General features: G+C 73.1%; 9 protein-coding genes. All 9 read left to right on the top strand.

The genetic code is table 11. The annotated features are described in order from the left end of the window. Positions 1 to 68: 68 nt before the first annotated feature. The gene (locus tag AC0VX6_RS26465; RefSeq protein ID WP_274975152.1) at positions 69 to 1694 is read left to right on the top strand and encodes a peptide chain release factor 3; all 1626 of its coding nucleotides are present in this window, start codon (positions 69 to 71) and stop codon (positions 1692 to 1694) included. An 803-nt stretch (positions 1695 to 2497) separates the two neighbouring features. Beyond that, positions 2498 to 3787: a citrate synthase gene (locus AC0VX6_RS26460; RefSeq protein WP_274975151.1), complete on the top strand. Its 1290-nt coding sequence runs from the start codon at positions 2498 to 2500 to the stop codon at positions 3785 to 3787. Between the two features lie 229 nt (positions 3788 to 4016). Beyond that, entirely contained in the window at positions 4017 to 4877 is an 861-nt protein-coding gene (locus AC0VX6_RS26455; RefSeq protein ID WP_475466631.1) for an HdeD family acid-resistance protein, read from the top strand. Positions 4878 to 5193: 316 nt separating this feature from the next. Then, the gene (locus AC0VX6_RS26450) at positions 5194 to 6363 is read left to right on the top strand and encodes a macrolide family glycosyltransferase (protein WP_475466629.1); all 1170 of its coding nucleotides are present in this window, start codon (positions 5194 to 5196) and stop codon (positions 6361 to 6363) included. A 167-nt stretch (positions 6364 to 6530) separates the two neighbouring features. After that, the gene (locus AC0VX6_RS26445; RefSeq protein WP_274975148.1) at positions 6531 to 7070 is read left to right on the top strand and encodes an AAA family ATPase; all 540 of its coding nucleotides are present in this window, start codon (positions 6531 to 6533) and stop codon (positions 7068 to 7070) included. Between the two features lie 275 nt (positions 7071 to 7345). After that, on the top strand, positions 7346 to 8614 hold the full coding sequence (locus AC0VX6_RS26440; RefSeq protein ID WP_475469449.1) for a hypothetical protein: 1269 nt from the start codon (positions 7346 to 7348) through the stop codon (positions 8612 to 8614). Beyond that, positions 8611 to 10956 (top strand): serine/threonine-protein kinase, encoded by a 2346-nt coding sequence (locus AC0VX6_RS26435; RefSeq protein WP_274975147.1) that lies wholly within the window; start codon positions 8611 to 8613, stop codon positions 10954 to 10956. Before AC0VX6_RS26440 ends, AC0VX6_RS26435 begins: the two co-directional genes overlap by 4 nt. Positions 10957 to 10973: 17 nt before the next feature. After that, positions 10974 to 12386, top strand: a complete 1413-nt coding sequence (locus AC0VX6_RS26430; protein ID WP_475466627.1) for a PP2C family protein-serine/threonine phosphatase — start codon at positions 10974 to 10976, stop codon at positions 12384 to 12386. Continuing rightward, complete coding sequence (locus AC0VX6_RS26425; protein WP_274975145.1) at positions 12370 to 13722, top strand: vWA domain-containing protein; 1353 nt, start codon at positions 12370 to 12372, stop codon at positions 13720 to 13722. The genes AC0VX6_RS26430 and AC0VX6_RS26425 overlap by 17 nt, the downstream gene beginning before the upstream one ends. Positions 13723 to 13726 lie beyond the last annotated feature (4 nt).

Here is a 13726-nt window from a genome sequence, read left to right as displayed (position 1 = left end):
CGCTCCGACGAGCGTAGGCTGGTGGGCCGGGAAACGGGTAGTCACACGAGGCGGATCGGACAGCGGAGATGAGCGTGGACACGGCGGGCGCCACCAAGCAGGAGTCTGAGGTAGTACGCGAGGCCTCCCGGCGGCGGACGTTCGCGGTGATCTCCCACCCCGACGCCGGCAAGTCCACCCTGACCGAGGCCCTGGCGCTGCACGCGGCCGCGATCTCCTCGGCCGGAGCCGTGCACGGCAAGGGCGACCGCAAGGGCGTGACCTCGGACTGGATGGAGATGGAGCAGGACCGCGGCATCTCCATCACCTCCGCCGCGCTGCGCATCGACTACGACGACCGGGTGCTCAACCTGGTGGACACCCCCGGCCACGCCGACTTCTCCGAGGACACCTACCGGGTGCTGTCCGCGGTGGACTGCGCGATCATGCTGCTGGACTCGGCCAAGGGCCTTGAGCCGCAGACCCTCAAGCTCTTCGACGTGTGCCGGGCCCGCAAGATGCCGGTCATCACCTTCGTCAACAAGTGGGACCGTCCCGGCCGCGAGCCCCTGGAGCTGCTGGACGAGATCGAGCAGCGCATCGGGCTGCGCCCCACCCCGATGAACTGGCCGGTGGGCATCGCCGGGGACTTCCGCGGCCTCATCGACCGCCGCGAGGGCGTCTACACCAAGATGTCGCGCACCCCGGGCGGGGCCCACAAGGCCATCGAGGAGGTCCTGGACCCCGAACGCGCCGCCGAGGTGGAGGCCGACGCCTGGACCCAGGCCCAGGAGGAGATCGAGCTGCTGGAGGCGCTGGGCGCCGACTTCGACGCCGAGTCCTTCCTGGCGGGGGAGTCCTCCCCGGTGCTCTTCGGCGCCGCCCTGCCCAACTTCGGGGTCGGCCAACTGCTGGAGGCCGTGGTGGGCCTGGCCCCGGCCCCCGGGCCCAAGGAGGACGACCGCGAGCGCCCGCGCCCCGTGGCCGACCCGTTCTCGGGCCAGGTGTTCAAGATGCAGGCCAACATGGACAAGAACCACCGGGACCGGATGGCCTTCGTGCGCATCAGCTCGGGCCGCTTCGACCGCGGCATGGTGCTCACCCACGCGCCCACGGGCCGTCCGTTCGCCACCAAGTACACCCAGGCGGTGTTCGGCTCCGACCGCACCACCATCGAGACGGCCTACCCCGGCGACGTGATCGCGCTGGTCAACGCCCAGGCGCTGGCGGTGGGGGACACCCTCTACGACGGCCCCAAGGTGGCCTACCCGCCGATCCCCAGCTTCGCCCCCGAGCACTTCGTGGTGGCGCGGGCCAAGGACGCGAGCAAGTACAAGCAGTTCCAGCGCGGCATCGCCCAGATGGACGCCGAGGGCGTGGTGCAGGTGCTGTCCTCGGACGTGCGCGGTGAGCAGGCGCCGGTGCTGGCGGCGGTGGGTCCCCTGCAGTTCGACGTGGTCAGGCACCGCATGGAGCACGAGTTCCGGGCCCCGATCGAGGCCTCGCCGCTGGACTACTCCGTGGCGCGGCGCACCGACGCCGAGTCGGCGCCCGCCCTGCACACGCTGTCGGGCGCCGAGGTGCTGCGGCGGCGGGGCGACGGCGAGCTGCTGGTGCTGGTGCACAACAAGTGGCGTCTGCGGGTGATCGAGCGCGACCACCCGACGCTGTTCATGGAGCCGCTGCTGGCCGGAGGCGTCGACGAGGGCGAGTGAGGCTCCGGGGGCGGGTCCCCCGGCCCCGCCACGGCCCGGACCGGTGCCCTCCGTCCGGGCGGCCGCCCTTTAGGCAAAGCACGCCCGAGCCGTTTACCCGGGGTGAATGGCGGTTACCCGCTGTCGATAGCGGGGTCCGGTTCCCGGGAAATTGGGCGCTCCGCGGAACGCCTCCCGGCGGGCGTCCCGGAGGTGTGGCGCAGCGGTGCGTCCGCCGGGGTGTGAACTCCCGTGGCGCACGCACAGTCCGTTGCCACGACGGGCCCGGTTCGCCGCGGCCGACGGGGCCGCCGTGATCCCCGAGGCCCAGGCAGAGGCCAAGATCACCAGCTGGCGGGCACCCCGCCTCAGGCCCCGTGAACAGCGCGAAGGTACCCTGAGGGTAGGCCACTAGGGCGTGTTCGGACACCCGGCCGCACCCGGCTTCGTTCGGCTCTGTCCACTTCTGTGAAGGACGGGCCGAAGGGAGAGGGTCCGGGCGGATACCGGACCGCCCAGGGGACCGGTACAGGAGGCAGCGGGGCGCCGGGAGGACCTCCCGGTTCCGTCTGCGACGTCTCAGGGCGATCACGAAGTAATCGACGGCTGGCAAAGTTTGTAAATCTTCACCTGGCGGTAATTCGGTGCACGTGTGGGTATGTGTTGCATGTCACCTGTTCGTGAATCAGTGAAACTTATATGCTTTTGCTTAACTGTCGTTTAACAAAACAGAACAATAACGAGTGAAGCAGGAACGTGGCGGCGGACCGCCCCGCGTATGACGCACCTCACGTATCCCCCGCCTGGAAAGGTTGACCTCGGGCATGAGCGAAGACGACAAAGAGCGCACGGTGGAGCTCCACTACGAGGGCGGCGTGCTGAAGCTGCCGGTGTTCACCGGTACCGAGGGTGAGCGCACCATCGAGCTGAAGACCCTGCTGGGGTCGACGGGGATGACGACCCTGGACCCGGGGTTCGGCAACACCGCTTCGTGTAGCTCGGAGATCACCTACATCGACGGGGCCGCCGGGATCCTGCGCTATCGCGGGTACCCGATCGAGGACCTCGCCGTGGGCGCGACCTTCATCGAGGTCGCCTACCTGGTGATCTACGGCGAGCTGCCCGACGCGGACCAGCTCAAGGCGTTCGCCGACAAGCTGCGCGACAACGCCGACATCCCGGCCGACATGGGCGCGCTCATCGACGCGATGCCCCGCAACGGCCACCCCATGGCCCTCATGGCCAGCGCCGTGAACACCCTCGCCGCCTACTACGAGGACAGCGTCGACCCCGGCGACGAGGACCAGGTGGAGCTCGCCACGATCCGGCTGTTGGCCAAGCTGCCGACGATCGCGGCCCGCATCTACCGCAACTCGATCGGCGAGAAGCCGATCGGCCCGGACAGCTCGCTCGACTACGTCGACAACTTCATCCGGATGACCTTCGGCGACGTCCACGCCGACAGCGAGCTGGGCGACCTGTTCAACCAGGCCGTCGGCATGCTGCTGGTGCTGCACGCCGACCACGAGCTCAACTGCTCCACCGCCACCGTGCGCGTCGTCGGCTCCTCCAAGGCCGACATCTTCGCCAGCGTGGCCTCGGGCATCAACGCCCTCTCCGGCCCGTCCCACGGCGGCGCCAACCAGGCCGTCCTGGAGATGCTGGAGGAGATCCGCGACTCGGGCATCTCCATCGAGGACTTCCTGGAGAAGGTCAAGGCCCGCGAGATGCGCCTCATGGGCTTCGGGCACCGGGTCTACAAGAACTTCGACCCGCGCAGCAAGGAGATCAAGGTTCTGGCCAGCCAGATCCTCGACCGCGACGAGAACCCGGACGAGCTGTTCGCGCTCGCCCTCAAGCTCGAGGCCGCCGCGCTCGCCGACTCCTACTTCACCGAGCGCAAGCTCTACCCGAACGTCGACTTCTACACCGGCGTCATCTACCGCACCATGGGCTTCCCGACCAACATGTTCACCGTGTTGTTCGCCATCGGCCGCCTGCCCGGCTGGATCGCCCACTACCGCGAGCAGCTGCGCGACCCGGCCTTCCGGATCGCGCGCCCGCGCCAGCACTACGTCGGCTCCGCCGAGCGCCGGCTGCCCGGCCAGGGGTAGGCACACCCCCCCGGAGCACACAGGAGCGCCCGCCCGCGTCAGACGGGGCGGGCGCTCCCTTGCTCCGTCCACAGGCGCGTTCGCGCTGTTCGGCCCCCCGTGCGTCCGGGTATGACCGGTACGGGCTGCCTTTTCCCGCATTTTGCGGACCGCTGTCGTCCTTGTGCGACACCGGGGGAAGGGGCAGGGTGCGGTCACCGGACGGGGCCGTGCGAAGGAGGGGGCGACGATGGTCAGGTACGCGTGGACCGGTGACCTGCTCGGCGAGCTGAGCCGGAACTGGTGGCTGGTGGTCCTACGGGGGTTCGCCGCGGTCCTCTTCGGTCTGGTCGCGCTGGTCTGGCCGGGCAAGACCCTGGTGGTCCTGGCGATCGTCTTCGGCGTCTACGCGCTGGTCGACTCCGCGGCCCTCGGGTACGCGGCCTACCGCTCGTCGCCCGGCGCACGGGTTTCGCTGGTCGTCCAGTCGGTCCTCAGCGCCGTCATGGGGGTGATCGCCCTCTTCTGGCCGGTCGCGGCGATCGTCGCGCTCGTGTTCGTCGTCGGCGTCTGGGCCGTGGTCACGGGCGTGGCCGAGATCGTCACCGCCATCCGCCTGCGCGCGCACATCAGCTCCGAGTGGCTGCTGGTCTTCGTCGGTGCGCTCTCGGTCGTCTTCGGGCTCCTGCTGTGGTTCTGGCCGCTGGAGGGCGCGCAGGCCATCATGTTCGTGATCGCGATGTACGCGGTCATCTTCGGCGTGGTCATGGCCGTGGCCGGGTTCCGTCTCCGGGGCGCGGCCGAGGCCTTCCTGCCCCCGGAGGACTCGCCCGCCTTCGCCGGTCTCGGCGAGCCCGAGGAGCCCGCGGACCCGTACGACCGGGGGGACCGCCCCAGCGACCTCCTGGAGGACCGCGCCGACCGGGCCGACCGCGCCTCCCACGAGGACGACCTGGACCGCTGGGGTGAGAACGACTCCGGGGACTCCGGGGACCGGTGGGACGACCAGGGCCGATGGGACAACGAGGAGGGGCGCGGCGGCTGGGACGACCGGCCGGGCGGCAGACACCGGGCCCCGGGCGACGAGGGCCGCCCCGACGAGCCCCGCTGAGGCCCCCGGACCCGGTGCGGGCGCGGACGGGCGACGGCTCCCCGGCGGCCGGGGCGGTCCCGCGCCGGGACCGCGAGGCCGACGGTGCCGACGGAGGCGGCAACGGACTCCGTGCGGGCGCGGACGGCTTTCCGGGCCCACGGGGCCGCGCCGAAAAGCGGGTGCGCGATCCCCCGACGCCTGGCTAACATGGCGCGCGTGCACCTCCAGATCTACGGCTAGCGACAGGCGTCACCGACGCCGCGGCGCACCCGCCCCGCCACGGGGCCCGGTGCCCCCTCGCCCTACCCGCGAACACCCCCTTCTGGAGAACACCATGAACCGCCGTGCCCACATCGCCATGGTCGGCACCCCCACCGTGAGCCACGTCCTGCCCAGCCTGGAGGTCATCCGCGAGCTGGTGGACCGGGGCCACCGCGTCACCTACGCCAACGACCCCCTGCTGGCCGACACCATCACCGGAGCCGGGGCCGAACTCGTCCCCTACGCCACCGTCCTGCCCACCGGCGACGGCAGCTGGCCGGACGACCCGATCAAGGGCATGGACGTCTTCCTGGACGAGGCGATCAACCAGCTGCCCGCCCTGCGCGCCGCCTACGACGGAGACCGCCCCGACCTGTTCCTGTACGACATCTCGGGGTTCGCCGCCCGGGTCCTCTCCGTCAACTGGGGCATCCCCTCCGTGCAGCTCTCGCCCACCTACGTGGCCTGGGCCGACTACGAGGACACCGTCCTGAAGTGGCTGCGCGCCCAGCCCGGTGCCGAGGAGCACTACGCCAAGCTCGACGCCTGGCTCGCCGACAACGGCGTCACCGGCCTCGACCACTCCACCTTCGCCGGGGTGCCGGAGCGGGCGCTGGCGCTGATCCCGCGTGAGATGCAGCCCTTCGCCGACACCGTGGCCGACACGGTGACCTTCGTGGGGCCGTGCCTGGGCGACCGCGCCGACCAGGGCGAATGGACCCGTCCGGCGGACGCGGACAACGTCCTGCTGGTCTCCCTCGGGTCGGCCTTCACCAACCAGCCGGGGTTCTACCGCGCCTGCTTGGAGGCCTTCGGGGGCCTGCCCGGCTGGCACGTGGTGCTACAGATCGGCAAGCACGTGGACCCCGCCGAGCTGGGGGAGGTGCCGGACAACGTCGAGGTGCACACGTGGGTGCCGCAGCTCGCCGTCCTGCGCCAGGCCGACGCCTTCGTCACCCACGCCGGAATGGGCGGCTCCAGCGAGGGCCTCCACACCGGCGCGCCGATGATCGCCGTCCCGCAGGCCGTCGACCAGTTCGACAACGCCGACCGGCTGGTGGAACTCGGCGTCGCCCGCAGGATCGACACCGAGGACGCCAGCGCGGAGCGGCTGCGCTCGGCCCTGCTGGAGCTGACCGCCGACCCCGAGGCCGCCCGCCGCCTCGCGCAGGTCAGCGCCCGGCTCCAGGCCGCCGGCACCTCCTACGCGGCCGACCTGGTCGAGGCGGAACTGCCCGCCTGAGCCGGGTCCTGCCGACGCCGGTCCCCGGAGGGCGTCCGGCCCGCAACACCCGGGCCGGGCGCCCCGCCGACGGGCCGGATGCGTCCCGGCACCCCCGTACCGCGACGACGCGTCGCGACCACCGGGCCGGGCGGGCCCCGCCCGGCCCCGTCCCCGAACGGAGCACCATGGACCACCTCGTCGTCGTCACCGGAGGCCCGGGATCGGGCAAGACCACCCTGATCGACCACCTGGCCTCGCTCGGGTACGCGCGCACCCCGGAGGCCGGGCGCGCCGTCATCCGCGACCAGCGCGAGATCGGCGGCCGGGGCCTGGCCTGGCGCGACGACGCCCTGTTCGCCGAACTCATGCTCTCGTGGGAGATGCGCTCGCACCGCGAGGCCTCGTCCCTGCCCGGCCCCGTCTTCTGCGACCGGGGCGTCCCCGACCTGGTGGGCTACCTCCGCCTGCGCGGCCTGCCGGTCCCCGGGCACGTCATCGAGGCGGCCCGCCGGTTCCGCTACCACCGCCGCGTCTTCGTGGCCCCGCCGTGGCCGGAGATCTTCACGGGCGACGCCGAGCGCCACCAGTCCCCGGAGGAGGCCGAGCGCACCCACCGGGCGATGACCGAGGCCTACCCGGCGTGCGGTTACGAGCTGGTGGAGCTGCCGCGCGTGCCGGTCGCAGAGCGGGCCCGCTTCGTCCTGGAGGCCCTGGGCGGGGCCTGACCGCCGAAACCGTGACGGGAGAGTACGGAGCGACGGCAGCGACGGGAGTGACGAAAGAAAGCCTCTGTCACGCGTTGCGTCCTCTGGACGGCAAACGGGGCGCCAGTGGCCGTTCATGGCCGTAAACCGGGCTTTCTCTTGTAGTTCGCGAAAGCGGGGGCCAGACTCGTGTCTAGGTAAAGGACCATTGACCGTCCACGCCCCCGACGGCTGCGGGGAGCGTGCGTGGACGCCGGGGAGGAAGGCGGCAGGTGGCCAGGGCGTCCGGGGCGAGCATGCCGCCCATGAGCTGGGAGGGCATCGACCACGCGCTCAACCGTGTGCGCGGTGAGGCCGACCGGATCTCCCTCAACCTCGCTGACCTGGACGGCCACGTCAGCCACCGCATGCTCCAGGGGGCCGACCTCGTCGGGCGCACCCGGCGGCGCTGGGAGCAGGCCAGCGGGCACATCCGCAGCCTGTGGGCGGTCTACGAGGCCTTCCGCGGCGTCGTGGACAGGGCGGGCCGGATCCGGGACCGCGCGCAGGGCCCCGAGGACCAGGCCGCCCTGACCTCCCTGCTCAACGGCGACTCCGTGCCCCTGCCCGCCGGCGAGGTCCCGCTGCGCGAGCGCGGACTGCTCCACACCGGAAGCGAGTCGGTCAGCCTCGCCGCCGCCGTCGCCCGCATGTCCGCCGACTACGAGGAGGCCACCGAGGTCATCTCGGCCGCCGAGACGGCCTGGGACGCCCTCCACCCGCGCCTGGGCGAGCTCGACGCCATGTGGCACGAGATCGGCACCCTCGCCGACATGGTGGAACTCGCCGAGGACGAGCACGAGTCCCTGCGCGTGGACCTGGCCGAGGTCGGCGACACCGTCCGACGCGACCCCCTCGCGCTCGTCGAGGACGGCCGTGTGGACACGTCCTCCCTCGAACGGCTGCGCCTGCGGTTGGAACGCGTGCGCGGCGAGCTCCGCGACGCCCTGCGCATGCGCGACTCCTACGACGAGAGCGTCGAGCGGCTCGGCTTCGCCATCGACGACGTCGGCAGGGCCGTGGAGCGCACCCGCGCGCTGCGCGAACAGGTGGTCGCCAAGGTCTCCTCGCCCGCCGCGATCGGCGTGCCCGACCCCGTCCCCGGGCTGCGGGCCCGCATCGACGCCATGGACGCACTGCGGGCCCGGGGCGGGTGGCGCGAACTCGGCGCCCTCCTGGGCGAGGTCCAGCGCGCCGTCCGCGAGGCGGCCGACGACGCCCGGGAGCGCGAGGCCAACCTCACCGGCCTCCTGGAGCGCCGCGCCGAACTGCGCGGACGCCTGGACGCCTACCACTCCCGCTCGGTCCGGCTCGGCGTCGCCGAGGACCCGCGGCTGGCCAGTCTGCACAGCACGGCGCACTGGGCGCTGTGGACCGCTCCCTGCGACCTGCGCGCGGCCACGGTCGCCCTCTCCGTGTACCAGCGCGCGCTCCACGAACTCGGCGGAAACGATTCCGCTGTGAACAGAACCACACCGGGCCCGGACGCGTCAGAGGGCCAGAGCGATGGTGGTGCGAACAGATGACGAAGTGCACGGTCCCCGGCTGCCCCGGCCGGGTCGAGGACGGTTTCTGCGGTGTGTGCGGCATGGCCCCCGCGGACGTCCCTCCCCCGGGCGGCCCCGCCCCCCTGCAGCGGCCCGTGCCGCCGGCCTCCGGCCCGCAGCCCTCCCTCCGCACGAACTCCTCCGCCAACCCCCTCAGCGGTGACCCCGTCCACTCCCACCCCCTCTCCGGCAACGTCAGGCTCTCGGGGCGCTCCGGCCCCGGCAGCGTCTCCGCGACCTCGGGCAGCGGAGGCAGCGGCGCCGGGCGCGGCAGCCGCCGCTCCTCCCGCGGCATGCTCGGCATGGGCATGGTCCAGGTGCCCATCGTCCCCTACCGGGACCCCTCCGAAGCCGTCATGGACAACCCCGTCGTCTCGGAGAAGAACCGCTTCTGCGGCAACTGCGGGGAGCGGGTCGGCCGCGCCCAGGGCGATCAGCCCGGGCGCACCGAGGGCTTCTGCCGCAAGTGCGGGACCCAGTTCTCCTTCACGCCCAAGCTCTCCCCCGGGGACCTGGTCGGCGGCCAGTACGAGGTGCTCGGCTGCCTGGCCCACGGCGGCCTCGGCTGGATCTACCTGGCCCGCGACCGCAACGTCAACGACCGCTGGGTGGTCCTCAAGGGCCTGCTCAACGCCGGTGACGCCGAGGCGCACAAGGCGGCCGCCGCCGAGCGCGCGTTCCTCTCCGAGGTCGAGCACCCCAACATCGTCAAGATCATCAACTTCTCCCAGCACCCCGACCCGCGCACCGGCATCCCCGGCGGCCACATCGTCATGGAGTACGTGGGCGGCAAGTCCCTGCGCGAGCTGCTCATCGAGCGCCGCGAGGACGACCCCGACGCCGTCCTGCCACCGGACCAGGTCATCGCCTACGGACTGGAGGTCCTGCGGGCCCTGGGCTACCTGCACTCCAGGGGCCTGCTCTACTGCGACTTCAAACCCGACAACGTCATCCAGAGCGAGGAGCAGATCAAGCTGATCGACCTGGGCGGCGTGCGGCGCATGGACGACACCGTCAGCCCCGTCTACACCACGCCCGGGTACCGGGTGCCCGAGGAGGAGCTGCGCGGCCCCGGCCCCACGGTCAGCGCCGACCTGTACTCGGTCGGCCGCGCCCTGGCCGTGCTCAGCTTCCGCTTCAGCTTCATGCGCGACCACCCGCACAGCATCCCGCCCCGGGAGACCGTGCCGCTGCTCCAGCGCCACGAGTCCTTCGACCGGCTGCTGCGCCGCGCCACGCACAGTGAGCCCGAACTGCGCTTCCACGACGCCGAGGACATGGCCGACCAGCTCACCGGTGTCCTGCGCGAGGTGCTCTCCGACCTGGAGGGCACGCCGCACCCCGCCCCCTCGGCCCTGTTCGGCGCGGAGAACCCCGCCGCCGGACCCGACCCCGGCACCCACAACGCCGACCGCATGCTCCTCGCGCCCCCGCCCACCGACACGGCGGCGCTGCTGCCCGCACCCCTCATCGACCAGTCCGACCCGGCCGCCCAGCACCTGCGCGGCTTCCAGACCCTGCCGCCCGAGGAACTCGTCCCCGCGCTGCGCGCCATGCCCTCGCCCACTCCCGAGACCCTGCTGATGCTGGTCCGCGCCCTCGTCACCGTCGGCCGCCAGGGCGAGGCCATGGACGTCCTCCAGCGGTTCAGCGAAGTGGTCCCGGGCGACTGGCGCACCATGTGGTACCTGGCCGTCGCCGAGCTGAGCACCGGCCGGTTCCGCGACGCCCGCGACCACTTCGACGAGCTGTACGACCACCTGCCCGGGGAGCTCGCGCCCAAGCTCGCCCTGGCCCTGGCCTGCGAGCGGACCGGCGAGCACGAGACCGCCGCCCGCCTGTTCCGGGCGGTCTGGAACACCGACCACTCCTTCGTCAGCGCCGCGTTCGGCCTGGCCCGCATCCGCCTGGCCCAGGGGGACCGGGCCGCGGCCACCGCCGTCCTGGACACGGTCCCGGAGCTGTCGCGGCTGCACGTGCACGCCCAGACCGCGCTGATCGCCGTGCTCGCGGCGCACCACGAGGGCACCGCGGCCGCCGACTTCGTGCAGGCCGGACGGCGCCTGGAGCGGATCGGCCTGGACGGCGAGTCCGCGGACCGCCTGGCGGTCCGGGTCCTGGAGTCGGCCCTGGGCTGGCTCGGCGCGGGTGCGGGGGCACCGGCGGGGGAGGGGCTCCTCGGCGCCCCGTTCACCGAGAACGGTGTACGGGCCAACCTGGAGCGCCGCTACCGCGCGCTGGCCCAGCGCGCCGTCGCGTCGTCGGAACGGTATGAACTCGTCGACAGGGCCAACTCCCTACGCCCCGTGACGCTGCTGTGAGGAACGAGGGAACGGCGATGACCAAGGTGCGGACCTGCCCCGCCTGCTCGGACAGGGTGTCCACGGAGGACGCCTTCTGCGAGGGGTGCGGACGCCCCCTCCCCGAGGGGGCCGAGAACGCGGGGCACCCCGACAGCATGCCCACCGCCCCGCAGGCGAGCCTGGCCGGAGCCGTGCCGCCCGGCGGACGGTCCCGGGAGCGGGCCGACGGCGGCGCGCGGACCGGGGAGGCCCCGGGCCGGTCCGGTGCAGTGCCGCCCGGCGCCGACGCGCGCCCCGGCCTGGTGCCCGACGACGGAGCCCCCACGGCTCCGCAGGTGAGCCTGCGCTCCCTCGACACGGGCGGGCGGGACGCGCCCCCGCCGCAGGCGCTGCCCGACGCCGCCCCGCACGCGGCCGACTCCATGGTCACCCAGCCGATACGCCGCGACAGCCTGCCCTCGTTCGCGTCCTCCCCGCCCCGGGCCGCGGATCCGGAGGCCGTCCCCGACTGGCCGCCGCCCGCCACCGGGAGCAACCCGGTGCGGCCCGCCAACCCCGGCCTGTGCGCCTGGTGCCCCGGAGCGGTCAGCGACGGCTACTGCGAGCGGTGCGGGCTCCTCCAGCCCACCGGGCGCGACCACGTCGAGGTGCGCACGCGTTCCGCCGTCGGCGTCAGCGACCGCGGGCTGCGGCACAGGCGCAACGAGGACGCCATGGCGATCCGCGTGATCGACGCCGACCACCCCCGGGCGCCCGGCGTGGTCTGCGCCGTGGTCTGCGACGGGGTGTCCAGCTCCCCGCGCTCGGACGAGGCCTCCCGCGTCACCGCCGAGACCGGAGTGGCCGTCCTCGCCGAACGCGTCAGCCAGGGCGCCGACCCCCGCGAGGCCACCGGCGCGGCGATGATCCGGGCCGCCGAGGCGGTCGCCGGGATCGCCGACTCGCCCCGCTCCGCGCCCGCGTGCACCTTCGTGTCGGCGGTGTACGACCCCGCCGCGGGCACCGTCACCGTCGGCTGGGTCGGCGACAGCCGCGCCTACTGGCTCTCCGGAGGCCCCACCTCCAGCGCTTCGGCCCTGCTGACCAGGGACGACTCCTGGAGCGAGGCGATGGTGCAGATGGGCGCGCTCTCACGCGAGGAGGCGATGCGCTCGTCCAACGCGCACGCCCTCGTCGCCTGGATGGGCGCCGACTCCGGCGAGATCGACGCCCACATCTCCACCGTGACCCCGACCGGCCCCGGCGCGGTCGTGCTGTGCAGCGACGGCCTGTGGAACTACTTCCCCGAGGCGCAGGGGCTGACCGACGCCGTCCCCGGGGCGGGGGCCAGACCGCACGAGGCCGCGCGCGCCTACGTCGGCCTCGCCCTGGACGCGGGCGGCAAGGACAACATCACCGTCGTGATCGTTCCCGTGCCCGCTGGGGGTCCCCGTGCCCAACACGACTGAGCGCGCCGCCGAACCGGGCTTTCGGATCGAGGTCGACCAGAACGTCCTCCTGCCCGAGGGCGGACGCGAGGTGCACGCGATCGTCAGCGTCACCTCCACCGCCTCCGTGGTGGTGGGGGACTCGGTGCGCGCCGCCGAGGTGATCATCGTGGACACCTCCGGCTCGATGTACGGCGCCAAGATCGACGCGGCCAAGCGGGCCGCCCGCGCCGCCGTGGGCGCCCTGCGCGAGGGCGTCCGCTTCGCGGTGGTCGCCGGGCACGGCGACGCCTCCGTGCTCTTCCCCGAGGGCGGCGGGCGGATGGTGCCGGCCGACGCCGTCACCCGCGCCGAGGCCGCTGAGGCGATCGACGGACTGCGCGCCGACGGCGGCACCCGCATGGGCTCCTGGCTCACCCGGGCCGCCGAGCTGTTCGCCACCGTCGACGGCGGCATCAAGCACGCCATCCTGCTCACCGACGGCCAGAACAACGAGCCCGCCGCGGTCTTCGCCCGGGCGCTCGACCGCGTCACGGGCTCCTTCGTCTGCGACTGCCGGGGCGTGGGCACCGACTGGAAGGTCGAGGAGCTGCGCCGGATCGACTCCGCCCTGCTCGGCGGAGGCCCCGGCATCATCGCCGACCCCGCCGACATGGTGGCCGACTTCCGGGCGATGGCGCAGGCCTCCATGGGCAAAACCGTCGCCGACGTGGTGCTGCGGCTGTGGACGCCCCAGAACGCCGTCGTGCGCCACGTCAAGCAGGTCGCCCCCACCGTCAGCGACCTCACCGGCCGCGGCGTGGAGCGCGTGCCCCAGTCGGGCGACTACCCCACGGGGTCCTGGGGCACCGAGAGCCGCGACTACCACGTCTGCGTCCAGGTGCCGCCCGGTGCCCCCGGCCGCCAGCTGCGCGCCGGATGGGTGCGCGTGGTGCTCCCCGCGACCGCCGGGGCCGAGGAGCAGATCCTGGCCTCGGGCAACATCCTCGCGGAGTGGACCGCCGACGAGGACCGCGCCACCGAGATCAACCCCCGCGTGGCCCACTACACCGGCCAGGTCGAACTGGCCCGGGCCATCCAGGACGGGCTCGCGGCCCGTCGCGACGGCGACGACGACACCGCCACCACGCGGCTGGGCCGCGCCGTCGCACTCGCCCACGAGTCGGGCAACGAGGAGACCGCGAGGCTCCTCGGCAGGGTCGTCGACGTGGCCGACCCCGTCACCGGAACCGTCCGGCTCAAGCCCGGTGTCAGCAAGGTCGACGAGATGACCCTGGACACCAACTCGACCCGGACCGTACGGACCCGGCCGCGGCAGAGCGGGCCGGACACCGGCGGTGCCCCCACACCCGGGTAGGAGG

Source organism: Nocardiopsis sp. iso_25 (assembly GCF_056173305.1).
The sequence above is the reverse complement of the archived record's forward strand: the minus strand, read 5'-3'. Positions and strand labels throughout refer to the sequence as shown.

Bases quoted from the DNA above. Each gene is read 5' to 3' on its own strand.
- AC0VX6_RS26465 (WP_274975152.1), top strand. From the start codon at position 69: ATGAGCGTGGACACGGCGGGCGCCACCAAGCAGGAGTCTGAGGTAGTA.
- AC0VX6_RS26460 (WP_274975151.1), top strand. From the start codon at position 2,498: ATGAGCGAAGACGACAAAGAGCGCACGGTGGAGCTCCACTACGAGGGC.
- AC0VX6_RS26455 (WP_475466631.1), top strand. From the start codon at position 4,017: ATGGTCAGGTACGCGTGGACCGGTGACCTGCTCGGCGAGCTGAGCCGG.
- AC0VX6_RS26450 (WP_475466629.1), top strand. From the start codon at position 5,194: ATGAACCGCCGTGCCCACATCGCCATGGTCGGCACCCCCACCGTGAGC.
- AC0VX6_RS26445 (WP_274975148.1), top strand. From the start codon at position 6,531: ATGGACCACCTCGTCGTCGTCACCGGAGGCCCGGGATCGGGCAAGACC.
- AC0VX6_RS26440 (WP_475469449.1), top strand. From the start codon at position 7,346: ATGCCGCCCATGAGCTGGGAGGGCATCGACCACGCGCTCAACCGTGTG.
- AC0VX6_RS26435 (WP_274975147.1), top strand. From the start codon at position 8,611: ATGACGAAGTGCACGGTCCCCGGCTGCCCCGGCCGGGTCGAGGACGGT.
- AC0VX6_RS26430 (WP_475466627.1), top strand. From the start codon at position 10,974: ATGACCAAGGTGCGGACCTGCCCCGCCTGCTCGGACAGGGTGTCCACG.